This is a genomic window from Verrucomicrobia bacterium S94, assembly GCA_004299845.1.
GTDB lineage: Bacteria > Verrucomicrobiota > Kiritimatiellia > Kiritimatiellales > Pontiellaceae > Pontiella.
Map to the genome: position 1 here is coordinate 1,605,085 of CP036201.1, position 26,625 is coordinate 1,631,709.

Consider the following 26,625-nt stretch of genomic DNA (forward strand, 5'->3'; position numbering starts at 1 on the left):
ACAGTTATTTAAAGCAGGATTAAGACCAGTCACCCACCAAATTCCATTTCAAACTGTTCGAGACAATCCCGCAAACCATCCGATGTGATCAGCGCTTTCGCCTCCTCAACGGAAACCACGCGGCGTTTTCTGCGGTAATCCTCATCCCAGTTATCGTGCATAACATCCACTTTTAATGCAAAAAGGGTAAGCCGGACCAGCTCTCCGCTGTTAATCAGCACCTTGGCCCGGAAAGCATGCTTCTTTTCCACACATCCTTCAACACCCGCCTCTTCCAGCGCCTCCAGCGCAGCCGTTCCATACTTCCCCAGCTTTTCCTCGAACCGGCCTTTTGGAAAAATCCAGTACCCGCGGGCACTGGTAATCATCACCACTTTAAGCCGCCCCTTATCATATAAAAAAGGAATCGCACCATACTGCTTCCGCATCGCTTCGCCCTAAATCAAATGTTCAATTTCGTGCCAGATGGCTTCATAGGCCCAGGCCGCCGAACGCTGTCCAGCATATGAAAGCGCCGGAGCACGGTATATACCCATTTTTTCAATATCGCTCGAAAACGGAATCGTATGCTGTAGAAAACGCTTATACGTTACCCGCATGCGTTCCATCGACTCCGCATGCAGCTTTTTGCTTTTCTGCACCATCGAAAATACCGGAATGATTTTTTTCTTCCGGAACCCCTCCTCATCAAAAAACTCATAGAGCTGATCCAGCGTCCGTTCTGAAAGCGTCGTCGGAATGACCGGAACAACAATACGGTCCGCCACCCTGAAAACATTTTCCGACAGTCTCGAAATATTCGGCGGACAGTCCAGCAACAGCAGATCATATTCATTATCTGCTGCTTTCAGCGCCTTCTTCAGCCGCGACCGGCTGTGCTTCATCCGCGAAAGAAAAATATCAAAATCACGAAAATCACGATTGGCCGGAAGCAGATCCAGATGTTCAAAATCGCTTGCCCGAATCGCCTTGGTAAACCGCTCCACATCCTCGAAGAAGCGTTCATCCCTCAGTTTTTTCGACGGTTTCACCCGGAAATAAAATCCCGACGCCCCCTGCGGATCAAGGTCGCACAACAGCACCCGTTTTCCGCCCAGCGCCGCCGCATAGGCCAGATTCACCGCCGCAGCCGTTTTGCCTACCCCCCCTTTATTGCTGTAACACGCCAGAATCTTCATACTGTTTATTCCTTTAAGTACGGCTTCAAATGTTCGGCCCATCCCCGAATTTACAAAATCCGCCCATCCCTATTTTCATTTCATTCAGGAGGCTTCAACGGCAACCGATACCGCGTGACCACAAGCGCCCGGCACGCTCCGCCAGCAACCGGCCTTTTTCCCGCGCAAAGGATGCCTTTTCACAAAACCGATCATGCTTCACGCTGAACCGAATAATCATTAAACCGCCAGACAGCAGCTTTACAACAATACAGGGACGGAATGCTCCTTTTCTTTAGACTCCGGATCTGCGGCCAATGGACATACGATACAGTATAAACCTGTGCCAGACCGGGGTTCAAGCACGGACAGTCTGCCGCCCTTAATTCAAACTTTTCGGTAACGGCGGGAGACAGACCGTGAGCAGAAGATTGTGGTACAGCGGAATACTGCGATGCACTTATACGTACCACATACTCCTTTATGCATACCATTCAGCACATCAAAGAAACCGGAAGATACCCCCTGTTTTCCAACGGAAACCGGTGATACTCCATTACCATGAAAAAAATGGCGCACTCTGAGGGAGTCGAACCCCCAATCGACTGGTTCGAAGCCAGTTGCCTTATCCATTAGGCCAAGAGTGCGCTTTGCAGGTTTTAGAAATACTGATTTTGCAGACAGACCTCAAGGGGTTTCACCCTTCTTCCAATCTCTGGAAATTTTTCGCAATCAGGTATTGGACGCCCGGATTTGTTCCTCTATATTCCCCGCTTTCCCAAACCAACAAAGGAAAAGGATTTATGAAAAAACTGGTAATCGGACTGCCCAAAGGCAGCTTGCAGGAATCGACGTATGCGCTTTTCAAAAAAGCCGGATTCACAATTAAGGGCGGATCACGTTCTTATTTCCCGTCGATTGACGACGACGAAATTGAAATCCGCATTCTGCGTTCGCAGGAAATGAGCCGCTATGTCGAACATGGCATGCTCGACGCCGGCATTACCGGGCTGGACTGGATCGCTGCCAACGGTTCCGACGTGGTTGAACTCTGCTCCCTCGTCTACTCCAAGCAAAGCAAACGCCCCGTCCGCTGGGTTCTCGCTGTTCCAAACGATTCTGATATCGCCTCCGTAAAAGATCTCGAAGGCAAAAAAATAGCTACCGAAGGTGTCGGCATTGTTGAACACTACCTCAAAGAAAACGGCGTTAAAGCTGAAGTTGAGTTTTCCTGGGGAGCCACCGAAGTTAAGGTGCCTGATTTCGTCGACGCCATTGTCGACATCACCGAAACCGGCTCCTCCCTTCGGGCTAACAACCTGAAAATCATCGACACCATCATGGAGTCCTACACCAAATTCTTCTGCTCAAAGGAAGCCTGGGCTGACGAATGGAAAAAAGAAAAACTCGAAAAGATCGCTCTTCTGCTCAAAGCCGCCCTCGATGCCGCGGATAAGGTTCTCCTTAAACTCAACGTGGAAGAAAAGAACCTCGAAGCAGTTAAAAAACTGCTTCCGGCGCTCCACTCCCCGACCGTTAATAAACTGACAGACGATGGCTGGTACGCTGTCGAAACGGTTGTTGACGAATCCGTCGTCCGCGAAATCATTCCGGAACTGAAAACCAACGGTGCTGAAGGAATTATCGAAATTAGCTTGAATAAAGTTGTGGCGTAAGTAATTTACTTGCCCTTTTTAGAACGAATCAGGAGAAATCATGGGTACCATCAAAAAATGGCGTAAGAAAAAAATGTCGAATCACAAACGTCGCAAACGCAGACGTGCAGATCGTCATAAAAAGAAATAAGCCTTAACAGCTTAGATCCATTTCAAGGCTGGGAACATTCCCGGCCTTGCTTTGTTTCAAATCTCTGGAAATCCTACGGAGGATGCGGTTTCCAGAGATTTTTTTATCGAACAGTTTTCACACATTTAAATGTATGAAATTATAAATAATGCTGATTCAAATGCTGATCACTTAAACTATACATTCGAATGTATGAAATACTAATTTTTCGGTCTGTCATAAAAACGGCGAGATTAAGTTAGAATCCGGCCTTTTTCCAAGAGAAACCCGTTCAAAAAAGATGCCGCAGGCATACGCTTTTTTCCGGGAGGCTGAACTTCCTTAAGTCGCAGCGCATTCTCTCCGGTTTGCACCAGCAGATGATTATCGAGCAACGTGCCGGGCTCTCCTCCGCCCCCCTCCTCCAAATCAGCCCGCCATACTTTCAGCGGGTCCCCGTTCGGCAGCGTGCAGAAACTGCCGGGCCAGGGATCGAATGCCCGGATTCGGTTCCGAATTTCGGAAGCGGACAGTGACCAGTCTATTTTCCCATCATCTTTCGTAAGCTTCCGGACTTCAACCGCTTCCGCTTCATTCTGAACGGTCCGCCTGACTGCTCCGGTACGAATGTCGTTTATCGCTTCAAGCAGCAGTTCAGCACCGACTCCGGCCAGTTTATCGTGAAGAGTCGCCGAAGTTTCGTTGCCGTCCAACGGATATTTTTGCTGCCGCAGAATATCGCCGGCATCCATTTTTTCAGCCAGATAAATGATGCTGACGCCCGTTTCGCTGTCGCCATTCAGGATCGCCCATTGGATGGGAGCGGATCCACGGTATTTCGGCAGAAGCGACGGATGAACATTGATGGCTTCATACCGGGCCAGCCGGATTACACGCTGAGGAATATACTGGCCATAGGCCACTACAACCAGCAGGTCTGGTTTCATTTTTTCCAGAGCCTCTACCGCTACTGGATCGCCGATCTTTTCAGGCGTCATTACATTTAAACACTGTTCATCGGCATAAGCCTTAAGCGGGCACGGCGTCAGAACCCGTTTTCGGCCGGCAGGTCTATCGGGCTGGGAGACCACACCAACCACCTCATCCTGCCCGGAGTTGAGAATAGCTTTAAGCGAAGGAACCGCCAATGCAGCGGAACCCATGAACACAATACGCATCAACCCGTCTCCTATTCAGCTGTTTCGGCATTCCGAACCGACCAGCGGTCGCGATCGGACAGGAAAATCTGATCCTGGCGGTGAAGAGACACCCCCTGTTTAAGCGGAAAATCGGGAGGAGTCCGACCGCTCATGATCGGCAGCCAGCTTTTCTCCGGACCGTCCAGAAGTTCTCTTACAAACGGTTTATTTTTGGTGATCGTCGTAAAATACATTCCCGAAATATACTGTTTGTAGTCGTTGATTTCGTAGAACTGATCCAGATCCTGCGGAAGCAGAATGGAAACCCGGTCACCATACCAGGCCGTTGCCCACGGCATATCAGTGCAAAGCACCTCACGCTCATTAAGCATCGCGGCAACTCGTGAAATGATGTAGGTGTTGTACGGCGGATACGGATGAACTTCATGGGGCGGCATCAACGTAAGTCCGAACGGAATGAATGCCAGAAAGACGATCAGACATTTAAGTGCCAGATTATACAGCCGTACGCCCAGATCGAGCCGATCAATCAGAATGTAGAAAAACGCCAGACCGTAAAGTATGACAAAAGGCCAGAACAGATGAAGCATCCGGATGGACGATTCCGAAAAAAAGCCGGCAACAAATACCATCAGCAACAAAGAAAGCCCCAGCCCCCAGCGCAGATAATTCACCTGAGGACGGACAAAGTGATAGAAGAAAGTGACGAGGAAAAGCGACATCAGAATACCGCCGCCCATACCAGGAATCACTTCCGCATACTCGCCGGAATAGTTGAGCACCCATTTTTTCTTCATCGTATCGATAATCTGCCCGGCGGTGATTTCCGGATGGTAATCGCGTTCCACTGAATGATCGGGAAAACGCGGCGATTCATTCAGCATGGCATACGCCGCCATGCCCATGGGATTTCCACAGATCCGGTAATTCCGCACAAACCACGGCGTAATCAGCAGCAGATAAAGAATGGTAAAAATAAATACAAAGCGCGTTCCACCACGGAAGCGCCCGGCCATCAGCCATGCAAACAAACAGATCCCGGCACAATGGCTGCGGTGATAAAACGGGTGTAAAATGCAATGACAGCGGAAACAATCGAAAGAAGAAACGGAAGAATCCACCGGTGCTTCCTATCCCCATCGCGCTTGTTCAGCATAGAAACGACCATCTGATGGAAGGACAGCACCGAGAAAAATACCGCCATGGAGATATTCAGTCCGGAAACGGAATCGAGCCATACCAGATTACTTAAATAGTAAATGGTCATGCCCAGAAAACCGATCTCGCGCGAAAACATACGCTTGCCCAGCAGAAAAACCAGCACCCCCGTCAGAATAGAAAACAGATGATTAACCGGAAGCACGACCCACTGTTCCGCAGGCAGCAATGCCGCCTGATTTCCCTCCGGCACCTCAAAAGGATCAACTCCGATCAGTTCAAAAAAGTTAAACCCCAGCGAAAGCACTGCCGGATAAGCCGGTGCATTGTACAGATCCGGATGCAGTTTAATCATTGGATTTTCATCCGGTGTCTGCTGCTCCATGATATGCATGCTTAACGGACGCACATTTTTTGTGACCAAACCGTTTTCCAGAGAAATATTCCGGCCCAGCTGGCACAGATCCATAGCTTCAGCTGACTTAAGACCACGGAACTGCGTAGCGGTAAACACCATCACAATTACAAGCAGAAGAAGAATATAGAGCGAGACACGGATGATTTTAAGACCGGTACCCGTGTCGATACTGTAAACGATATCGTGAAGTGTCGATTCAAACGACCTGTTGTCTGCCATTACTGCTCCGTATTTTTCGAAATTCGCTTTGCAAAATGAACGGCTAAGTATCCATGAAACCCGGGGGAATACAAGTTTCCAGCCATTGGAAAACAACGTACGGAATCAATCCTAATCACCGGCAAAATGCTCGAATGCCTTTGCCTTCAGAATCCGACCATCCAGTTTCAGAGTTCCGGGCTCCGCCGTGATTTTTCCAATAACCGGCAACGAGGTTCCGAATTGTTCCTGCCATTTGGACTGAAGCCGATCCGGATCGGCAGAAGTCAACAGCAATTCAAAATCCTCGCCGTCGAACAGGGCCTGCTCCAGCGTTCCTGTTTTTGGAATCGCCGCCCCTTCCAGCGCCGCTCCGACTCCGCTCTGTGCCAGGATATGCCGAAGATCCGTTGCCAGACCGTCGCTGATATCCATCATTGCATGCACCAGACCGCTTTCGCGCAAAAAACAGCCTTCCGCCACACGCGGAGTAAAATCCAGATGTCTTCCCGATTCAAAACTTCCGCCCAGGGGACCTGTCACCAAAATCGAATCCCCGGCCTTCGCTCCGGAACGCAGCAACGCGGAGTTTTCCGGAAGCAGGCCGGTACCGAAAACGTGCAGCTCCAGCGAACTTCCTTTAGCCATATCGCCGCCGATAATCAGGGTACCGAACTGCTCGCAGAGTCGGGTCATTCCGGTATAGATTCTCTCCAGATACTGAAACTCCAGAGCCGGCGGGGCAACCACATTGACCAGTATCCACTGCGGCCGCCCCCCCATTGCAGCTATATCACTAAGTACGCGGCCTACCGCTTTGTTACCCACCCTTTCCGGAGACTCCTCAGAACGGAAATGAACCTGTTCGATGATGGGATCGGTGGTGAAGACCTGATCCAGCCCGCCTCCCGGCAGGCGGCAGACCGCACAGTCATCACCGGCTCCAACCCGCAATTCCGGATCTTTTCCAAGCGCAGGCAGAATCCGACGGATAGCCTCATGTTCCCCGATTTCACTCAATATTGACATGCCGGAGAAGGTAGCGTTACACCGGAGCTTTCGCATCCAAAAAAACTCGATACCTTTGAAAGCAGTCTGGTAGAAGCTTTACATGCTTAAAAAACTTCTGACCGCTTTAAGTCTCTGCATCGCGCTATCCACCTTCTCCCAGACCGCAACCCACCGTCCGACAATCGGCCTGGTGCTGGGGGGGGCGGTGCTCTGGGATTTGCCCATGTCGGCGTAATTCAAGAACTGGAAAAACTCCGGATTCCTATCGACTACATCGGCGGCACCAGCATGGGGGCCATTGTGGCGGGTATGTATGCCTCCGGCATGTCGCCGGAAGAGATGGAACAGGCATTCACTCAGCTCGATTGGTGGGACGTCCTCAAGGATCAGTCACCCCATCAGTATCTGGTCTACCGGCGAAAAGAAGATGATAAACGCTATATGGGCACAGAACTCGGATTCAACAACTGGTCCTTCCAATACCGACCCGGCATGGCCTACGGACAGAAACTGAATAATGTGCTCGAAACCTTCACCCTGAACAGTACCGGCATCATCGATTTTGACGACCTGAATATTCCCTATCGTGCAGTGGCAACCGACCTGCGCAAAGGCGAATCCGTGGTCCTCGAAAACGGTGACCTCGCACTGGCCATGCGGGCCAGTATGGCGGTCCCCGGTGTTTTCACGCCGGTACGGATCGGCGACCGTATTTTTGTGGACGGCGGCATTTTCAACAATATGCCGGTCGATGTGGTAAAATCGATGGGAGCCGATATTATCATCGCTGTTGACGTAGGTGCCTCCGGAGCACGGAAGAGTGCACAGAGCAATTATCAGTCTCTTCCGGAAGTCATTGGACGTACCTACACTATTATGCAGCGCCCCGGACAGGAAAAACAGCTTGAGCAGGCCGACCTTGTAATCCAGCCGGATCTTGAAGATTTTTCATCCTCTCACTTTCACCGCTCGGCGGAAATCATCCCTGCAGGCCGTATCGCCGCCGAACAGAAAAAGGAACAGTTGAAAGCACTGGGGGTCAGCCAGACCGAATACACCGATTATCTCTCCCGGCAGCGCACTCAGCATGAAAAAAATATCACGGTTAATGAAATCCGGATCGAAGGGAACAGCACGGTTTCGGATGACCTGATTCAATACAGAATCCAAGCGCAAAAGGGGCCGCTCGATCTGGAAACGGTCAATCACGACCTGAGGCGTATTTACGGCATGGGCAATTTCCAGACAGTCACCTATGAGCTCGAACGTGAAAATGGTGGATATGCACTGATTTACAAAGCACATGAAAAATACTGGGGACCTGCATTTCTTCATTTCGGCATGAAATTCGAGCTGGCATCCGACACCTCCATGCTCTGGAGTTTTCTGCTGAACTATACACAAAGCGATCTCAACCAACTGGGCGGAGAGCTGAAATTCGATTTTGAAGGCGGCGGCCAACGGCGCGGAATTGCTGTGGAATGGTACCAGCCGTTTACGCATTCCGGCCGTTTCTTCATTACCCCGGAGCTCATCGCGCTTGATGAGGATATTGATCTTTATCAGAAAAACGATGTCTACGCGGAGGTTGAGCAACAACGTGTTTTCGGTAATCTGGATGCCGGGATCTCCGCATTTGAATTCGGGGAAATACGGGTCGGCTTTCGCGGAGGACATGTCTGGGATCAGGGCCGGAGCGGCATTGTCTCTCTCGGGAAAATGAACGACTGGGTTGTGGGCTTAACCACCCGCATCGTACTCGATCAGCTCGACGACAACTATTTCCCCAATAAAGGATATCGACTCTCACTGGACGGATGTTTTACCGACACAAAAATCGGATCAGAGCATACCTTTGACCGCATCGAAGCCAAAGCCATGGCTCCACTGACTTTCGGCCGGCATACACTGACCCCCGCACTGTCCGGCGGAAGCAGTTTCGGAACAGATCTCCCCCTCTATTCCACCTTTTTTCTCGGCGGCCTGGACAGCTTTGCCGGTTACGCTCCCTATCAGCTTTTTGGAAATTACTACGGTTTACTTAATCTGGGCTACCGCTACCGGCTCGGCCGGCTGCCACCGACATTCGGAAACGGCATTTTTGCTCTGGCCCGTTTCGACGTCGGAAATGTCTGGATCGATAAAGACGATGTAGATATCAAAGATCTTGAATACGGAGCACTGATCGGCATCGGTGCCGATACCATGATCGGACGTGTCGTACTCTCCATCGGTCAGGCCGCCGAACTCAACAGCCCCCGTTTTTATATGACCATCGGCAATGAATTCTGATGTCTGTTTCCAGACTCGGAACCCGGCAGTTTATTCATGCCGAAGCGCCTCAATCGGATCCATCAAGGCCGCACGCCGGGCCGGATAGATCCCGAATATCACTGACACCGTCACCGACACAGAAAACGCCACGGCAAATGCCGGGAACGTCAGAACGGTTTTAACGCTGGTTGTGGCCGTAATCACCAGAGGAATAACAGCCCCGAAGACCAGACCGATCACCCCCCCGGAAATGGAGAGGATCAGCGTTTCCATCAGAAACTGTAGCACAATATCGATCCGGGTTGCCCCCAGCGCCCGCCGAATACCGATTTCCCGCGTACGTTCGCTGACCGTTGCCAGCATGATATTCATAATGCCGATACCGCCGACGATCAGCGAAATAGCCGCTATCGAACCAAGGACAATGTTGAAAAGCTTACGGGTTTCACGGGCCTGACGGATCAGCTCCAGCGGCACCACAATGCTGTAATCCTCTTTTTTATGCGTTTTTTTAAGCTGCCGGCGCACGGCATCCACTGCACGGACAACATGTTCCTGCTTATCGATTGAAAGAATCAGTTCGTAGAGTTCAATTTTTTCAAAGGTACTGCCCCCTTCCGACCACTGAGCAAAAAGATCGCCCCGTTTCTGCTGATAGGTCCGCAACGGGATATAAACACTCTGATTTTCACCCTCAAGCCAGAGTTCGTTCTGTGCGGCAGCCACCTCGGTCTGAGCAATATCACCTACAATACCGACCACCGTATAGGCATCGCGGTCGATAGTAAGGGTCTGACCAATAGGATCATACCCGGCAAAAAGCATTCGGGCCAGACGGGTCCCAATCACACAAACCGGTGTTCCGAAGGACTGATCCGCCATACTGAGAAACCGTCCCCGAACCATGCGGTAGTTCTGAACCCGGATAAACGCGGGAACAGTCGCCACGACATCCGTCTGCAGTTTGCGTTCTTTAAACTGAACATCGTACCGCAGCCGTTTGATGGGAATGGAAGCTTCAAGGTTCGGCACAAAACGCGCAAGATCATCCGCATCATCATAGGTCAGACCGTACGAAGCGATAAAATTACGCGTTCCCCCGCTGTTGTTTTCCTCATTCGGCACCTTCACACTTTTAATCAGAATATTACGGCTGCCCATCCGCTGAATCTTTTCCTGAATCTCCTGATTGGCTCCCTCACCCACACTGAGCATGGCCACCACAGAACAGACCCCGAAAATGATCCCCAGCATCGTCAGTCCGGCACGTAGTTTATATTGGCCGAGGTTTTTCACCGCCAGTTTCACCATCCGCTCTGGTCGCATGGTATTCATGACTTAGGCGCTCCGTTCCACTCATTGGAAATGATGTTTCCATCCAGAAACCGGACAACCCGCTGAGCCCGATGCGCAATCTCATCATCATGCGTCACCATAACAATGGTTTTACCTTCGGCATGCAGCTCATCCAGCAGTTCCAGAATTTCATTACCGGTTTTGGAATCAAGATTACCGGTCGGTTCGTCCGCAAGCATCAGAAGTGGATCGCACACGAGCGACCGGGCAATAGCCACACGCTGCTGCTGACCGCCGGAAAGCTCCATAGGCTTGTGTCCCAGGCGTTTTTCAAGGCCCATCCTTTTTGCCAGTTTCTTAGCCTGCACACGCGCTTCAGCTTCATGCACACCCTGATAAAACAACGGCACCTCGATATTCTCCAGCACGTTGAGCTGCGGAATCAGATTATACGACTGAAAAATGAAACCCAGCCGCTTCGAACGGATCTCGGAAAGTTCATCATCGTCAAGATCCGAAACATCCTGCCCTCCCAGCTGATAGGTTCCCGAGCTCAGGCGGTCCAGACAGCCCAGTACATTGAGACAGGTGGATTTTCCCGAACCGGATGCTCCCATGATGACGGCATATTCGCCGCGGTCAATGCGCAGATTGATCCCCTTCATGGCCGTCACGCGCAATGCGCCGTTAACATATTCCTTAACGGCGTTTTTCAGCTCGACGATCGCCTCGCTCATTGCTCTTCCTTAGCCTTCTTCTCTACGGTTTCACCGCCGTTTTCATCCTCTGCATCAAGCGGGCTTTTTTTCATCTGTGCATCCGCCTCCAGTTCCACTTCAGCATAAAGAAGCAGTTCTTCATCGAGTTCCAGTCCGGAAACAATCTCTATCGAATGCGTATTGAATTTTCCGATTTCAACTTCACGCAGTTCTTTACGGCCGCGCTTAACCACATACACGTAATGTTTTCCATCGCGCGAAACCACAGCCTGAATCGGCACATAAAGCACGTTTTTAAGCTCATCCGTAATAATCTCGACCGTGGCCGACATCCCCGGCTTGAGCTGCGCTTCAGTCTCGGTTGTGACATCCACCATAATCGTATAGGTCTTTACGCCCGAATTAAACCAGTTCTGCGAATCCGGCACGGCACTCACTTTTTCAATATTACCCTCCAGAACGAGCCCCGGAAGCGCATCCAGAGTCGCCACGGCATGCTGCCCTACCGACACTTTATCGATCATTGCCTCCGGAACACCCACTTTCAGATTCCAGGCCGAAAGGTCCGGATAAGAAAGAATTTTCTGCCGCATCTGAACCGTTGCGCCTTTTTCAATTTTCGGCCGATGCCGCTCCTTGGGATAAAATACCTGACCGTCAAAATCGGCATACACTTTGGTATTGGCAAATTCCTTTTCCTTCGTCGCCAGCTGATTCCGCTCAATCTCCAGGCGGGTCTTCTTCGATTCAATGCCGGCGATCTTACTCTGAATATCCGCTGCCTGGGATTTTTTCATGCGTTCCAGTGCCGACACAGCGTTGGATACCGCATTTTCAAGCTCCATTTTCCGTTTGATATGCGTGTAGTTTTTCAGAATTTCGAGATCGGCTTTTTTATTTTTAACCTCAATTTCCTTCCGTTCCACTCCCAGCAGATCGGCCTCCAGCTCAGTGCGGTTAGAGTAGCCTTTGTCATAGAGCTCCTGAGTGCCGGCCAGTTCGTTTCTTGCTTTTTTCAGTTCCTGCTCTGCCAGATAAATGTCCGACTGCGCCTTATCCACCTGCTGCTGATATTCCACATCTTCGTATTTCCTCAAATCCATCCGGGCCAGTTCCGCTTTCATTTTGGCCGTTTCCAGATCGGTGGCATTTTTCAGCTTCGCAATTTCCAGGTTTTCGATCGCCAGCTTCAGATTCGCTTCCGCCTCGGCCACATCGGACTGCTGGTCCAGATACCGTTCCTGCAGCTGTGCGGATTCCAGCTCAAAAAGCAGCTGTCCGTTCGTTACAAACGCCCCGTCGTCCACAATGCTCGTAATCTTGGCATCACGAAAGGCTTCGTTCTGAATATCCCGGCTTTGTTTTGCAAGCAGTTCACCCGACTGCAGAATACTCACCACCAGATCCCCTGCTGAACACGACAGAGGTTGGCCTCATCCATATCGATTTTATCCGGATCCGTTGCCGGACTCAGCAACAGTACCGCCACAACGGCGACCGCCACAACAAGCCCGATCTGTACCGGGCGTTTACTCAGTAGGTTCTTCTTTGGATTGCTCATACCACATTCCCTTAGGGTCAATTTCAAATCGTTCAATTGCATCCCAGAAACGCAGGCGGTTAATCGTATAATCCACCAGCGCACTGGTTGCTTCATTCCGGGAACTCAGCAGATCGTCCTGCGCATCCAGCAGATCCCGCGTCTGCACCTTCCCCTGTTGAAGCAGAAGCTCGGTATTCTCCACCCGCCGTTCAGACAACCGTACGGACAACAGACGGTTCTTATACACGGATCGGTTTCGCTCCAGTTTACGCCACAGGTCCCGCACATCGCGCCGGATATCATCCTCTTCCGCCTCCAGACTTCTGATCGCCTGGTCCAGCCGGATCTGTGCAATCCGGTAATCATTCCGTTTTTCCGTCCAGTCAAACGGAATATCCAGCGACACCGTCAAATCCTGACTGACCTGATCACTGCTTTCAAATCCCGGATCAGCCGTCACATTATAACTCGCGTCCAGATCCGGAAGAAAATCGCGGCGGGCAATTTCCACCAAACGTTTTCTGTCCTCAACGGCATCACGCTGATTAATGAGATCCAGCCGGTTGGAAAGAGCACTGTCCAGAGCAGTTTCCAGATCGATATCAAACTGAACCAGACCGCGCTCCTCCAGCAGTGTCAACTCCTGAGGGTCAGGTTCCACATTCAGATCAATAGGAATACCAAGTGTGTAACGAAAATCGTCCAGCGCCGCTTGATAGTTCGAGATCGCCAACGTCAGGCTGTCCGCCGCATTCAGTTCACTCTGTTTTGCCTGCGCAGCCTCAAACTCCTTAATGCGGCCGGCTTTCGCCATTGCTTCCGTCTGCTCACGGTTGGCAACCGCACTTTCATAGTTCCTCCGCTGGTTGATCAATTTATCACGAGTCTCCAGCGCGGAATAATACTGATCTGCAATATCAATCACAAAATCCTGTTGATAGCGTTTGAACTCCCGCACAGCATACACCATATCCCGCTCAGCCTGCCTGAGCTGCTCTTTCGCCACAAGCGGTCCGAATCCGTTCAGAAGGGGCTGAACAATATTCAAAGAAATGGCATTTCCTTCCGACGATGTGTCCGGCGAGGAAAATGCATTCAGAAACGCATGAGTAAATCCCAGCGAAACCTTCGCTCCGGAAACCAGTGTCCGCGAAATACCCAGCGTCAGATTTCCATCCACCCCGTTTTCACCGAACGTTTCAACGTTACCGTTCTCCTTGGAAATCCCGGTACTGGCCGCAACACTGGACGCACTGGTATCCCAGTTGAAGTCCTTCTGCGTTTCCGTCAGGTTCAATGCTTCAATGAAAAGGTTTTCTTTTGCGGCCTGATAGGAACGGCTGTTGGCCATGGCCAGAGCAATCGTATCAGCAAGACTGATCAACTGCACTTCTTCCTGCTTCCGGTCCATTTCCAACAACTGTTGAAGCAGTTCGTTTTCCTTTTCCCCAATGGAAAAAGTATCGGTCTCCCCAAAGGCGGACAGCTGCGCTCCGGCAATATTTCCGTAAGCCGCTTTATTCGCCCTCTTCTCCGCATAATTCCCGATTTTTGTACAAGAGGCCAGCAACAGAAATAACACTGCCCCGCCCGTCAACCTGAATGTTCTTAAATCCATAGCTCCCATAGACAATAGTAGACGCTCTTATCCGCAAATCCCGGACACCGGAAGCGAAAAAGTTATCGCGCGGATAATCTGTTACAGGCGGTTCACAACAGAGGCATTCTGTGCTACACATCTTCAGAAAAGAGGAAAACGGACGAAAAAAAATGGAACAGGTTCTCGTACTCATCAACCCCAAATCCGGCGTAGGCGGCCCATACCGTTACATTACGGCAGTGCAGGAAGCCTGGGATGATCCCTGGCACGACGTATATTATCAGTTCAGCCAGTCTGCCGCAGACGGTGCCGAAAAAGTAAGCCGCGCCGTAGAGCACGGTATCAACACCGTACTTGTTGTAGGCGGAGACGGCATGGTGAACACCATCGGTTCCGAACTGGTCGGAACCGATGTGCGGCTCGGCGTTCTTCCGGCCGGCAGCGGAAACGGCTTTGCCCGCCATTTCAAAACACCGCTTCAGCCTGTTCCCGCCGCTAAAGCCCTGCTTAACGGTCAAACCGCAAAAATCGATGTAGGGAAAGTCAACGACCGGCTATTCTTCGTGACCTGCTCCATGGCCTGGGACGCCGCACTTGTGGAAGCGTTCGAAAAATATCCGTTCCGCGGTATTGTTCCCTATGTTCTGGCCGGAGCTCAGCAGCTGCTCGAATACCGCGCACAGCCGTTTCATGTAAAAATCGATAATGAGGAACTGGAGCTTAAACATCCGCTGATTTTCACCATCGCCAACCTTTCCCAATTCGGCAGCGATGTCCTGGTGGCCCCTGACGCCAAAGCCGATGACGGCAATCTGGAACTGGTTGCCATCGAAACCAAAGACGTTCCGCTGGTCCTTGCACAGGTTCACCGCTTCATCGAAAAAACGTTCCACCAGCATCATCTGGTAACCAACCGTAATTTCAAAAAAATGACAGTCCGACGCGAAAATGACACCCCGATCCAGGTTGACGGCGAACTGTATCATGCCGAAGGCGATGTTCATATCGAAGTTCTTCCATCCGCACTGAATGTAATCGTTCCCTCTATATAGTTTCCCCTGATCCCCGACACACAATAAGCAGAATAGTTATGGATGATTTTTCAGAAGACGAGTTCTACATGCGTATGGCCCTGCGTGAAGCACAACAGGCCGCCGACGAAGGCGAAGTCCCCTGCGGAGCCGTAATTGTGCTCAACGGCGAAGTAATCGGCAAAGCACACAACCAGACCGAAATGCTCAACGACCCCACCGCACACGCCGAAGTACTCGCCATCACCCAGGCCACACAGACCGTCGGAAACTGGCGGCTCATCGATGCCGTCATGTATGTCACCAAAGAACCCTGTCCGATGTGCGCCGGCGCCCTGGTTCTTTCGCGCATGAAAAAAGTGGTCTGGGGCATGACCGATCCGGTTCGCGGCGGTGCAACGTCAAAATTCAATATTCTCAACGAAGCCGACCTGAATCATGCAGTAGAAACAGAAGCCGGTCTGCTCGAAGGAGAATGCCGTTTTGTGATGCAGGAATTTTTTCACAACCTGCGCAAAAAATCCAAAGACCGGAAAAAGCAGCGCCGGCTTAACGAAGATTCACCTGCAGATTAAGCAACCAGTCTGCCTGTCAGCGACAACTCGGAAGCCCGGGTAATTTCAACCGCCTGAAATGTGCCGACCAGATCGGCCGGCGCATCAGTAATCCGTACCGGAAGCTTACCTTCAGTCCGCCCCTGCAGCGCCCCTTCAGAGCGGGGATCAACACGTTCAACCAGCACTTTATAGGTTTTGCCGATCATCGCTTCATTATGCTCCAGCGATGTGCGCTTAAGCACTTCCGTCAGACGCGCCAGACGTTCACTTTTCTGCTTCGGCGTAACATCGTCCTCCCATCGGGCGGAACGGGCACCGACACGCGGGGAATACTTGGCAATGTAAGCCATATTGAATTTCACATCCTCCATCAGCTTTGCCGTATTCTCCAGCTGCTCATCGGTCTCGCCGGTAAAACCGACAATGATATCAGTGAAAATGGTAGCCGTCGGCAGCAGCTCCCGAATATCGCGTACAATCTTCATATAGGCTTCAATGCTGTAATTACGGTTCATCCTGCGCAGCAGTTTTTCATCGCCGCTCTGCACCGGCAGATGAATCTGCTTGGCCAGACACTCATAATCAGCAATCGCTTCAATCACATCCCGCGTCATATCCCGCGGATGCGGAGAAGTAAAGTATACCCAGAAATCCCTGCCGCTGGCATTCCCCAGTTCGCCGATTTTCCGCAGCAGTTCTGCAAACGAAATCTCTTCGCCCTTTTTATCCAGCCCGTAGGAATTGACATTCTGGCCCAGCAACGTAATCGATTTCACATCGCGCTCAATCAGTTTTTGGACTTCTTCAAGAATATCACCGCTCAGGCGCGATACTTCCCGCCCGCGGGTATAAGGCACCGCACAGAACGAGCAGAATTTATCGCACCCATTCTGAATCGGGACAAAAGCTTCAAAATCCGAACTGTAGGTCGGGTCCACCTGCCAGAAATCAGTACGCTCGTCATGCCGCTCAATATCGGCAACCGGATTACGGACCGAAAACTCCGTAGCCACACCGCACTGCTGCAGCATCTTCGGCAGATCCGGCAGCTCGTTCATCCGGAACACCAGATCGAACAATTTCAGAAATTTCACCTCATCGGCCGGCAGGATACAGCCGGAAACAAACGTTACCAACGGACGCTCATTCTTCCATTTATTCCACTTTGAGATTTTGCTGTAGACTTTATCAATGGCTTTCTGCCGCACCGAGCACGCCACAATGCCGATCAGATCCGCCTCCTCCTCGGAAGCGGTCATTTCAAAACCGTATTTTTCAATCACACTGCGGATCCGCTCGGAATCCGACTGGTTCATCTGACAGCCTAAAGTGACAACGCAACATTTCATGAGTACATCCGATCGGACCACAGGATCTTATCCTGCACATCCTGAAATCCTATCTGAAATTAAAAGTAGACCTCGGTATGAATCTGAGCCGTGGGCAGCCCTTTATCCTGCAGCATATCGAAGACTTCATAGATCATATCGCAATTACCGCACAGAAACGCATTGGTTTCCGGGGCGATCTCCAGATCCCGCAGATAGTCCGTCACACGCCCTTTAAAATCACCGCCCTCTTCGCGCGACACACAATGGAAATAATGATCCCCGTAGAAATCGGATTCGTAGGATTCATCCACCCGGGCTGTACCATGAATCAGGCGATAGCTGAGCCCTTCATACGATTCGGCAAAACTGTGAAACGGTGAAATCCCGGTGCCGGTGGAAATCAGCAGCAGCGGTTTTTTCCGTATCTCATCCAGCAGTTTAAAATGGCCGTACGGACCGCCGACACTCACCGTTTCACCCACCTCGAGGTCACACAGCTGTTTCGAAACCAGACCGTCTTCCACCCGGCGAACGAGAACTTCAAGATAATCCGTTTTGTTAGCTCCGGAATAAACAGAATAGTCACGAATCTCCGGATCACCTTCCAGCCCGACCCGGATATACTGTCCCGGCTCGAACTCAAGCCCCTGGCGCTCAAAACGCACCACAGTGGTTTCCGGTGTCAAACGGCGGACCTCAAGAACCCTGCACGTATTTCTTTTCTTTGTTGTTGAAAGCATCTCTAACCTCGCTCTGCAAACAGTCCACATTTAGTGCTGTATCGATAAAGGCGGGTGTTTATAGTTCCCTGTCGTTGGAAAGTCAAACTGAACCGCCCGTATTTCCAGACACAGGAAAGCGGGCTTGCAAAAACCATATAAGCCGATACCTTGTGTCATCCTTGAAAGGATTTTCATCATCAACAGACAACCCGCCAGTTTAACCGCCTATTTCCGGCCGCTCCGCCTCGACATTGCAGGAACCATTCTCTTCGGCCTGCTCACCGTCGGATGCAGCCTGAGTATGCCGATCATCGTCCGCTGGATCATCGACGGCCTCCAGGAAGGCACCCTGACCACGCCGCTGCTGACCCGCTATTTTCTCTATTTTTTCGCCATCGGTTCGGTTTCGGTTGTTTTTTCGCGTTATCTGCGAAAAATCCCCATGCGCATGTCACACAAGGTCGAATGTGCACTGCGACACGATCTCTTCACCCACCTCACCGCCATGGATCAGGAATTTTTCCGCTCTGAACGCACCGGCGATCTGATGACCCGTCTCTCTTCCGATATCACCATCATCCGCGATTCCATCGGGCAGGGTTTCCTCCAGGGCTCGCGCACCATCCTGATGGCCGTAATGGCATCCGGCATCATGCTGACGACCGACTGGCAGCTCGCCCTGATCATCATCGGCCTGTTCACCCCGCTTGTACTCGCCTTTTTTATAGTGCTGCGGAAAATGCGCGTCTACCAGCAGGAACTGCAGGAACATGTCTCCGAGGTTTCGAACTATTCCCAGGAAACCTTTTCCGGCATTCGCTGCATCAAAGGCTTCGCCCTCGAAAAAAGGCGGAATGCCGAATTCGAAGAGCTGAATTCCGGCCTCATCACCAAAAACATGAAAGTAGCCACCACCCGCCACTTCCTCTTTTCCTTCATGGCGTTCGGTTTTACTATCGGCACCATTCTCATTCTCATTTTCGGCGGAAAAAAAGTCATCAATGGCGAGCTGACCATCGGAACCATCCAGCAGTTCATCTCCTACATCGCCATTCTCCAATGGCCGCTCCTGGCCATCAGCTGGGTGCTTTCCATGTTTGAACGCGGTCGCGTCAGCTGGAAGCGCGTAAAACAGATTCTCGACCGCGAACCCGGAATCCAAAATCCTGCCGAAATCCCGGACACCGGGAAAACGCCGGCACCGACTATTGTGTTCCGCGATCTCGACCTCGAAATTGACGGCCGAACCTTCCTTAAAAACATCAACCTTGAAATTCCGTGTGGCCAGACACTGGGGATTACCGGGCCGACCGGCAGCGGCAAAACCCTGCTTACTTCGCTCGTCGCACGCCTTTCCGATCCGACGCGCGGCAGTATCACCATCGGCGGAACCGATATACGGGAAATGCCACTAACCCGCCTGCGCGGAATGATAGGCTATGCCGCTCAGGAACCCGTACTCTTTTCCCGCACCCTGGAACACAATATCGGTTTCGGCCTGGAAGACCCCGATTTTTCAACCATTGGATGGGCCGCCGACATCGCCCACCTGCACGACGATGTTGCCGGATTCCCCGAACAGTACCAGACCATGCTGGGCGAACGCGGAGTAACCCTTTCCGGAGGCCAGCGGCAGCGCACCTCCATCAGCCGCGCCATTGCCCGCAAACCCGAAATTCTGATTCTCGACGATGTACTTTCCGCCGTCGACACCCAGACCGAAGCCGCCATCATGTCCAAACTTCAGCCGGTCATGAACGAGCGCACCACGTTGTTTGTCAGTCACCGCATTTCCACCTTGCGTTATGCCGACACCATCATTGTGATTGAAGACGGAAAAATCACACAGCGCGGCACCCACGAGGAACTGATTGCACAACCCGGCTATTACGCCGAGCTCAACACCATGCAACAGCTGCAGGAAAAACTGGAGGAAGAGCGATGAACAAATTCCGCCGCTTCCTCTCCTACGCTAAACCCTACGCCGGCTGGCTGATACTGGCATTCATCCTGATCATGGCCACAACCATTACCATCAACTACCTGCCGGTACTGGTGCAGAAAATCATGGATGAAGTGCTGCGTGCAGACGGCACTCACACAGACAGACGTTTGGCCCTGCTGATGAAATACGGGAAAATCTATGCCCTGCTCGCGGCAGCGGGCTACGGCGTTCGCTATCTACAGACACTGCTCACCGCCTGGATCGGCCAGAAAATTGTCTACGACCTGCGGCTCTCGGTGTACCGCAAAGTGCTGCGGCTGCATCAGGGCTATTTCGACAGAACACCCGTCGGAACCCTGCTCACACGCGTCACCTCCGACATCGAACGCCTCCAGCACTTTGTAACCGAAGGCGTCGTCGGTTCCATCGCCGATCTGTTCATGATCTTCGGCATTATGGGCTATATGATCTGGTTCAGCCCACGGCTCTCCATTTCCATTTTCGCAACACTGCCCTTCCTCTTCGGGATCATGTATTTCGTCAATACCAAACTCCGCAATGCTAACCGCGATATCCGCGACCGGCAATCCAAACTGAATGCCCTGATTCAGGAGGACCTCACCGGGATGACCACCATTCAGCTCTTCAACCGGGAAGCCAGTGCCATTGAAGATTTCGATGAACGCAACAAACACCTCCGGGCAGCCCAGTTTGATGAAGTCCGCTGGTTCAGCCTTTATTTCCCGACCATGGAAAGCGGCCAGATTATGGCACAGCTCATCACACTGACCATTGGCGGACTCGCCATTATGGGCAGCTCCGACGCGATCACTCTCGGTACGCTGATCGCTTTTCTGGCTTATCTCAAAGGTTTCTTCCAGCCGCTGGGGTCCCTCTCCGACAAAGCCGGTTCCTTTCAGGTCGCCATGGCCTCTCTGGAACGGATTTTTGATCTCCTCGATGAAAAGGAGCTGATCCAGGATCCGGAAAATCCGGAAAACCCGGACAAACTGGCAGGAACTATCGCATTTAATCAGGTCTCCTTCGCCTATGTTGAAAACAACTGGGTCATCAAAAACCTGTCCTTCGAAGTACAGCCCGGACAGGTACTCGCCGTCGTCGGTGCAACCGGTGCGGGTAAAAGCACCATTATCAATCTGATCGGACGCTTCTACGATGTGCAGCAGGGATCGGTAACCATCGACGGTACCGATATACGGAACTTCTCAAAACATGATTTACGCAAGCGACTGGGCTATGTTTTCCAGGATCCGTTTATTTTCACCGGTTCCGTCGCGGACAATATCAGCCTAGGCCAGCCCGGCATTACCCGCGCCGACATCGAACACGCCGCAAAAACCGTGAATGCCCACGATTTTGTCCAGGCTATGCCGCAGGGCTACGACACCATACTGAATGAACGAGGCGCCGGTCTCTCGCTCGGTCAGAAACAGCTGCTGGCCATGGCCCGTGCACTGGCGCAGAATCCGGAACTCCTTTTTGTGCTCGACGAGGCAACCGCCAGTGTCGATACCGGAACCGAAATCCTGATTCAGGACGCCCTGACCAAACTGATGGCCAACCGCACCTCCATCGTGATTGCCCACCGCCTTTCCACCATCCGCAATGCCGACCGCATTCTCGTGATGCGCCACGGCGAACTCATTGATCAGGGAACGCACGATGAACTGATGGCGAACGACGGCTATTACCGCCAGCTCTACGAACTGCTGGAACACGCCCCCGCCTGACCGCAGGAAAATCCGGTTTCTTTGTGTGCCCACCGATCCGGCCGTTCCCGGCCTGGTCGCACGGTCGGATTACATTTTCATTTTCTTGAAAACGAATTCCGGAATGCAGCGGATAATCAGCATAATCCAGCGCCACATCCACAGGATATAAATCACGTTCTTTTTCTTTTCCAATCCCTGAAAAACCGCTTCAGCAATCTGTTCAGGGCTCGCGGTTAACGCCGCAGGAAGCTCCAGATTCTCCGTCATTTTCGTGCGTGCAAATCCCGGTTTCACCGTCATGACGTGAACCCCTTTTTCAGCCAGCCGGTTTCTCAGCCCGCCCAGAAAAGCCGACAGGCCGGCTTTGGCACTGCCGTAAATATAATTGCTCTGCCGGCCGCGGTCTCCTGCAACCGAGCTGATCGCCGCAATGGCCCCTCGGCCGCGCTGCTCAAAATCCTCGGCAATCACACTGAGTATCGTCGCCATACCCGTAAAATTGATATCAATCGTCTGCCGGATATCCTCAACGTCATTGCGCACCTTTTCCTGATCGCTCATATATCCGAAGCAGGCAATCACCGCATCGGGTTTCACCGGTAGCGATTCATAGCATTTCCGATGGCCGGAAAAATCGGTTGCGTCAAATTTAAATGTCAGCACCTCCGTACCCGACCGCACCTTCAGATCGCTTGCAATCGGTTCCAGCAGATCGGCCTCCAGCGCTCCTAGCGTCAGACTCCATCCCTCCGCCGCATACTTCTTTGCAATCGCCTGAGCCATATCCGACGTCGCACCCAAAATTAAAACATTCTTCATGAACAGTCTCCTATCCTGTAATTCCGATCCGTTTGGACTGCAGCGAGGCGAATCTGGTTCCGCCTTCGTTCAGCAGGGCAATCGCCTGGCGGAACTCATCAGCATTGGGATAGGTTTTTTCAAACATTTCCGCGTCCATCCGCGAATCTTTAGCCAGATAAAGCCGCCCCCCGTAATCGGCCACCATCGCATCCAGTTCCTTAAACAGACTCATCGCTTTTACCGAAATGGGGAAATCGAGCGCCAGCGTGTATCCGGCCATGGGAAATGACATAAAACTCTCCTGCTCGCCAAAGAGTTTGAGCACGGCAAGGAACGACCCGAGTCCGCTGTCAGTAATGCGTTTCAGAATGGTTCGCATACCTTCGCGACCGGCGGCTTTGGGGATCACAAACTGGTATTGTGTAAATCCGCGTTTGCCGTAAATCCGGTTCCAGTCGGCAATCGCGTCGAGCGGATAAAAGAAACTGTTGTAATCTACAACATGCTCATGTTTCCCGGGCCGCGTCTTGTTGTAATACACAAAATTAAACGCCTTCATACTCAGCGGATTCAGCACAAAGTTCGGAAAATTCACCGGAATGCCCAGATGCATTCCTTTTTTGACGGTCAGCGGATCATTTTTATGCACCTGATTCACCAGATCGGTCGTCGTGGCATGTTCACCCCGCATCAGAATACTCCGCCCCATTGCATCGCCCCTGGCCAGACAGTCAATCCAGGCCACCGAATAGGTCCAGTCCTCCGACATTTCGAACCCGTCCATAATCTCTTCCAGATTCGCCGCCCGGACAGTTTCCTCTTTAATGTAGGCCGTCTCGATTTTCCGCAACCTGAACGTTGCATTCAGAATAATTCCGCTCAGCCCCATGCCCCCGACGGTGATATTGAAAAACTCCGCATTCTCTGTCGGCGAACAGGAAATCACCGATCCGTCGTTACGCATGATATCCATCCGGAGAACATGCTGCCCGAACGATCCGTCCACATGATGATTTTTCCCGTGTACATCGGCGGCAATCGCACCGCCCACCGTAATCAGTTTCGTTCCCGGTGTTACCGGAAGAAACCAGCCGTGCGGCACAAAGACATCCAGAATTTCCGACAGCAGCACACCGGCCTGGCAGCACAGTTCACCGGTCGACTCATCAAATGACAGAAATTTATTAAACCGGCGCGTAAGAATAACCCTATCCTGCAGCGATGCATCTCCATACGACCGGCCGTTGCCGAAAGCAATAACGTCCCCCGGCAGCTCCAGCTGCCGTTTTAACTGCTCCGTTGTATCAAAACCGTTTACCTCAGCCTCGATAACCGGATAATTCCCCCAATCAGAAATCTTTCGCATGGACACCTCACTCACGACTTGTTCAATGACCCGACACCATATACATATTTATAGTATGAAAACAGTAGAAATCATTTGTAGGAATTGCGGAGCCGACGCACTGCTCACACGTGAACCCATCTACGAAGGTTTTACTAAAACCGGGGAAAAACTCACCTGCTCGGCATGCGGTTTTGAGTTTCCCTCTGAAACCGACGTACCGTTCAAACATAAAAAAGCGGAACCTGAAATTTTCACCGATGCCGACCGTCCGGAAACAGTCAAAGTTTTTAAAGAAGATGAAAACGCCGCGCTCTGCCGCTACTGTGCAAACTATATCGTAAATCCTTTCACGCAGTTCTGCTCCGTCCACAAAAAGGAAGTGGAGTCTACCGACTCCTGCCCGCAGTTTGAAAAAGCACAAACCAAAAAGGCCTCGGACGATCTGTTCTAGGCATCCGGTTCTTCCAATGCCTGGAAGTCTTCGTCTTCCAGCTCCACCTTTTCAATCCTGCTAAAACGGGTGCTGATTTTTTTCGCGGACGTCTGCACCAGCCCCACATCCTTGTTGGCCTGGCCGATATGCGTCGCCAGCTTATCCATCCTGCTCTGAAAGCGCTCAAAGTCCTTCGAAAGCGCCACAAGGTGCTCCTGAATAATATGCACCTGTTTGCGGGTGGCCGCATCTTTCAGCACGGCACGCGAAGTCGTCAGCACCGCCATCATCGTCGTCGGCGACGTCAGCCAGACCCGCGCCCGCTGCGCCTCCTCCACCAGCTCCGGATAGCGCGCATGAATTTCTGCAAAAATCGCCTCGGCCGGAATAAACATCATTGCACCGTCTGAGGTCTCCCCGGGAATAATGTATTTCGAGGCAATATCTTTGATGTGTTTTCTGATATCCTGACGGAACTGCTGCTCCGCCGCTTTCCGATCCGCATCACCCAGATTGAAATCAACCATTTTCTGGAAACTCTCCAGCGGAAATTTCGAATCAATGCAGATCGTCCCGGTCGGTTCCGGCAGAAAAAGCACACAGTCCGCACGTACACCGTTACTGAACGTATGCTGCAGCGAAAAGCTGTTTTCCGGCATGATATTGGCAATCAGCGCATTCAACTGCACTTCACCGAATGCACCGCGCGACCGTTTATCAGAAAGCACTTCCTGCAGTGAAACCACATTCCCCGAAAGCTCCGCGATTTTCTCCTGCGCCTTATCAATCTCCACCAGACGTTTCAGCACATCCTCAAAAACCCTGCTGGTTTTTTCGAACCCTTTATCCAGACGCTCCTCAACCTTGCCGCTGATTTCCCCCAGCCGCTTTTCGTTAGTTTCGACCAGCTCTCTCATCCGCTCACCGAACTGCCGCGCATTTTTCTCCAGCGATTCATCCACCCGCACACGAACCGACTCCACATCGCCCCGCAGGTCCTTTTCCAGTCCCCGGAAAATATCCTCAAGTTTTTTAATCCGCTCCGTCCCCTGATCATTCTGAACCCCGATCTGCCGGGCAAACTCATCAAGACGCGTATTCACCTTGGTATTTCCGGTAAGTATCAGCATCAGCATCACCGCGAGAACGACCAGAACCAGAATCAATAAAACCGTTGTAATCATCAAAAGCCTCCAAAGACCGGAGCACTATGCAAAAACTTCCAATCCGTGGAAAGCGTTGAAAACGCCCGCCCACCGGAATGCGACGTACACCGATTCGAAAGAGTTACTGTACCGTGCGCTTGCGATAGTGGAGAGAATCCCCGCGCTCGTTAAACCCGATGGTCTCCCCGATGCCTTTGATTCGCCCACTCAGGCATCCCCGGCACATCGACGAATTTTCATCGATGCAGGGTTTATTATCATACAGCTGATATTTCGGCCGGAATTCCGTTTCCGTCAGATTCGGCATAATCACGTTGGCCCCGCATTTAAGGCCCTGTTCGCGACCGGTATATTCCAATGCCTGAAGCGCTGTGGCGGCCGCAATATTAACGTCACGCAGAACCAGACGCGTAACAGCAATCATTTTAAGCCCCAACTGCAGCGCCGCTTTTTTTTCTTCGTCGGTATAAGCCGGAATTTCTTTTCCCATCGGCGTATCGGAATGCGGGATATACGGTCCCATGCCGATCATATCAATATCGATTTCTTTCAGAAAAAGGATGTCATTGGCCAGATCCTCCATGGTCTGCCCCGGCAGGCCTATCATCACCCCGGTGCCTACCTGATATCCGGTGCGGCGCAGAGCTTTCAGACACTCCCTGCGCACATCCATCGAATGATCTTCCGGGTGTATTTTGGCATAAAGCTCCGGATTGGTGGTTTCAATGCGCAGGAGGTAGCGATGTGCACCGGCCTCTTTCCAGCGCGTATAAACATCTTCGGTCTGCTCGCCCAGCGAAAGCGTAATCCCCAATGTTCCACCCGTTGCATCGGCAATACGTTTCACCACACGCTCGATCATGGCAATATATTCTTCGTCCTGCCGTTCGCCCGACTGAATAACACAGGACCCGTATTCGGCATCATAAGCCCACATCGCCTCTTTGAAGATCTCCTCTTCATCCATCAGAAACCGTTCAACCTGTTTATTACTGCGCCGGATCCCGCAATAGTAGCAGTCCTTAATGCAGATATTACTGCACTCGATCAATCCCCGGAAATAAGCCACCCGGCCCACCTGCTCCGCCTTTACCGCATAAGCCGTATCAAACAGCATCTGAAGCATCGTCTCGTCAGTGATCGACAAAAGCGCAGCAATCTCCGCACGCGTCAGATTTCCCGTTAAGCAGGCCTTCTCTAAAATGGGTTCTATCATTTTACTTCCTTCTATTGATCCAC

24 protein-coding genes and 1 tRNA gene are annotated in these 26,625 nt (G+C 51.7%); 8 read left to right on the forward strand and 17 right to left on the reverse strand.

Going from position 1 to position 26,625, the window contains the following annotated elements:
- Positions 1–29: 29 nt before the first annotated feature.
- The 3 genes from EGM51_06635 to EGM51_06645 form a co-directional block, all read right to left on the reverse strand.
- Positions 30–428 carry a hydroxylase gene (locus EGM51_06635; protein ID QBG47085.1) on the reverse strand — a complete coding sequence of 133 codons (399 nt, stop codon included), beginning with the start codon at positions 426–428 and terminating at the stop codon, positions 30–32.
- A gap of 9 nt (positions 429–437) precedes the next feature.
- On the reverse strand, positions 438–1,178 hold the full coding sequence (locus EGM51_06640) for a ParA family protein (GenBank protein ID QBG47086.1): 741 nt from the start codon (positions 1,176–1,178) through the stop codon (positions 438–440).
- Positions 1,179–1,728: 550 nt separating this feature from the next.
- A tRNA-Arg gene (locus EGM51_06645) sits at positions 1,729–1,804 on the reverse strand.
- A gap of 156 nt (positions 1,805–1,960) precedes the next feature.
- Between EGM51_06645 and EGM51_06650 the strand changes: the two genes are divergently transcribed.
- Both EGM51_06650 and EGM51_06655 read left to right on the forward strand, forming a co-directional pair.
- Positions 1,961–2,833, forward strand: coding sequence for an ATP phosphoribosyltransferase (locus EGM51_06650; protein ID QBG47087.1), 873 nt, complete (start codon positions 1,961–1,963; stop codon positions 2,831–2,833).
- Positions 2,834–2,873: 40 nt separating this feature from the next.
- Positions 2,874–2,963, forward strand: coding sequence for an AURKAIP1/COX24 domain-containing protein (locus tag EGM51_06655; protein ID QBG47088.1), 90 nt, complete (start codon positions 2,874–2,876; stop codon positions 2,961–2,963).
- A 233-nt stretch (positions 2,964–3,196) separates the two neighbouring features.
- Here EGM51_06655 and EGM51_06660 read toward each other — a convergent pair whose 3' ends face one another.
- From EGM51_06660 to EGM51_06675, 4 genes are all read right to left on the reverse strand, one after another.
- On the reverse strand, positions 3,197–4,120 hold the full coding sequence (locus EGM51_06660) for a methionyl-tRNA formyltransferase (protein QBG47089.1): 924 nt from the start codon (positions 4,118–4,120) through the stop codon (positions 3,197–3,199).
- Between the two features lie 11 nt (positions 4,121–4,131).
- Positions 4,132–5,133 carry a hypothetical protein gene (locus tag EGM51_06665; protein ID QBG47090.1) on the reverse strand — a complete coding sequence of 334 codons (1,002 nt, stop codon included), beginning with the start codon at positions 5,131–5,133 and terminating at the stop codon, positions 4,132–4,134.
- On the reverse strand, positions 5,118–5,897 hold the full coding sequence (locus EGM51_06670) for a phospholipid carrier-dependent glycosyltransferase (protein QBG47091.1): 780 nt from the start codon (positions 5,895–5,897) through the stop codon (positions 5,118–5,120). Before EGM51_06670 ends, EGM51_06665 begins: the two co-directional genes overlap by 16 nt.
- A gap of 111 nt (positions 5,898–6,008) precedes the next feature.
- The gene (locus tag EGM51_06675; protein QBG47092.1) at positions 6,009–6,941 is read right to left on the reverse strand and encodes a thiamine-monophosphate kinase; all 933 of its coding nucleotides are present in this window, start codon (positions 6,939–6,941) and stop codon (positions 6,009–6,011) included.
- A 234-nt stretch (positions 6,942–7,175) separates the two neighbouring features.
- Between EGM51_06675 and EGM51_06680 the strand changes: the two genes are divergently transcribed.
- Positions 7,176–9,179 (forward strand): hypothetical protein, encoded by a 2,004-nt coding sequence (locus EGM51_06680; protein QBG47093.1) that lies wholly within the window; start codon positions 7,176–7,178, stop codon positions 9,177–9,179.
- Between the two features lie 30 nt (positions 9,180–9,209).
- On the opposite strand, the gene EGM51_06685 is transcribed toward EGM51_06680, so the two are convergent.
- The 4 genes from EGM51_06685 to EGM51_06700 form a co-directional block, all read right to left on the reverse strand.
- Positions 9,210–10,496 carry an ABC transporter permease gene (locus tag EGM51_06685; GenBank protein ID QBG47094.1) on the reverse strand — a complete coding sequence of 429 codons (1,287 nt, stop codon included), beginning with the start codon at positions 10,494–10,496 and terminating at the stop codon, positions 9,210–9,212.
- Complete coding sequence (locus EGM51_06690; protein QBG47095.1) at positions 10,493–11,194, reverse strand: ABC transporter ATP-binding protein; 702 nt, start codon at positions 11,192–11,194, stop codon at positions 10,493–10,495. The genes EGM51_06685 and EGM51_06690 overlap by 4 nt, the downstream gene beginning before the upstream one ends.
- A complete protein-coding gene (locus EGM51_06695; protein QBG47096.1) occupies positions 11,191–12,573 on the reverse strand; it encodes an efflux RND transporter periplasmic adaptor subunit in 1,383 nt (460 codons plus the stop codon). The genes EGM51_06690 and EGM51_06695 overlap by 4 nt, the downstream gene beginning before the upstream one ends.
- Positions 12,574–12,705: 132 nt before the next feature.
- Positions 12,706–14,352: a TolC family protein gene (locus tag EGM51_06700; protein ID QBG47097.1), complete on the reverse strand. Its 1,647-nt coding sequence runs from the start codon at positions 14,350–14,352 to the stop codon at positions 12,706–12,708.
- A gap of 137 nt (positions 14,353–14,489) precedes the next feature.
- Here EGM51_06700 and EGM51_06705 point away from each other — a divergent pair, with 137 nt between their 5' ends.
- Positions 14,490–15,371: a diacylglycerol kinase family lipid kinase gene (locus EGM51_06705; protein ID QBG47098.1), complete on the forward strand. Its 882-nt coding sequence runs from the start codon at positions 14,490–14,492 to the stop codon at positions 15,369–15,371.
- Between the two features lie 38 nt (positions 15,372–15,409).
- Positions 15,410–15,925 carry a nucleoside deaminase gene (locus tag EGM51_06710; GenBank protein ID QBG47099.1) on the forward strand — a complete coding sequence of 172 codons (516 nt, stop codon included), beginning with the start codon at positions 15,410–15,412 and terminating at the stop codon, positions 15,923–15,925.
- On the opposite strand, the gene miaB is transcribed toward EGM51_06710, so the two are convergent.
- Both miaB and EGM51_06720 read right to left on the reverse strand, forming a co-directional pair.
- Positions 15,922–17,256 (reverse strand): tRNA (N6-isopentenyl adenosine(37)-C2)-methylthiotransferase MiaB, encoded by a 1,335-nt coding sequence (gene miaB / locus EGM51_06715; protein ID QBG47100.1) that lies wholly within the window; start codon positions 17,254–17,256, stop codon positions 15,922–15,924. The genes EGM51_06710 and miaB overlap by 4 nt on opposite strands.
- Before the next feature lie 59 nt (positions 17,257–17,315).
- The gene (locus EGM51_06720) at positions 17,316–18,008 is read right to left on the reverse strand and encodes an oxidoreductase (protein ID QBG47101.1); all 693 of its coding nucleotides are present in this window, start codon (positions 18,006–18,008) and stop codon (positions 17,316–17,318) included.
- A 94-nt stretch (positions 18,009–18,102) separates the two neighbouring features.
- Between EGM51_06720 and EGM51_06725 the strand changes: the two genes are divergently transcribed.
- Together EGM51_06725 and EGM51_06730 are read left to right on the forward strand one after the other, a co-directional pair.
- Positions 18,103–19,905: an ABC transporter ATP-binding protein gene (locus tag EGM51_06725; protein ID QBG47102.1), complete on the forward strand. Its 1,803-nt coding sequence runs from the start codon at positions 18,103–18,105 to the stop codon at positions 19,903–19,905.
- A complete protein-coding gene (locus EGM51_06730) occupies positions 19,902–21,656 on the forward strand; it encodes an ABC transporter ATP-binding protein (GenBank protein ID QBG47103.1) in 1,755 nt (584 codons plus the stop codon). The genes EGM51_06725 and EGM51_06730 overlap by 4 nt, the downstream gene beginning before the upstream one ends.
- Positions 21,657–21,725: 69 nt before the next feature.
- Here the strand turns inward: EGM51_06730 and EGM51_06735 are convergent, their stop codons facing one another.
- Together EGM51_06735 and EGM51_06740 are read right to left on the reverse strand one after the other, a co-directional pair.
- Positions 21,726–22,457, reverse strand: coding sequence for an SDR family oxidoreductase (locus tag EGM51_06735; protein ID QBG47104.1), 732 nt, complete (start codon positions 22,455–22,457; stop codon positions 21,726–21,728).
- 10 nt (positions 22,458–22,467) lie between these two features.
- On the reverse strand, positions 22,468–23,805 hold the full coding sequence (locus EGM51_06740) for an FAD-binding oxidoreductase (GenBank protein QBG47105.1): 1,338 nt from the start codon (positions 23,803–23,805) through the stop codon (positions 22,468–22,470).
- Positions 23,806–23,860: 55 nt separating this feature from the next.
- On the opposite strand from EGM51_06740, the gene EGM51_06745 reads away from it, so the two are divergent.
- Entirely contained in the window at positions 23,861–24,238 is a 378-nt protein-coding gene (locus tag EGM51_06745) for a hypothetical protein (GenBank protein ID QBG47106.1), read from the forward strand.
- On the opposite strand, the gene EGM51_06750 is transcribed toward EGM51_06745, so the two are convergent.
- Both EGM51_06750 and hydE read right to left on the reverse strand, forming a co-directional pair.
- Positions 24,235–25,404: a DNA recombination protein RmuC gene (locus EGM51_06750; protein ID QBG47107.1), complete on the reverse strand. Its 1,170-nt coding sequence runs from the start codon at positions 25,402–25,404 to the stop codon at positions 24,235–24,237. The genes EGM51_06745 and EGM51_06750 overlap by 4 nt on opposite strands.
- 103 nt (positions 25,405–25,507) lie before the next feature.
- On the reverse strand, positions 25,508–26,602 hold the full coding sequence (gene hydE, locus EGM51_06755; protein QBG47108.1) for a [FeFe] hydrogenase H-cluster radical SAM maturase HydE: 1,095 nt from the start codon (positions 26,600–26,602) through the stop codon (positions 25,508–25,510).
- Between the last annotated feature and the right edge of the window lie 23 nt (positions 26,603–26,625).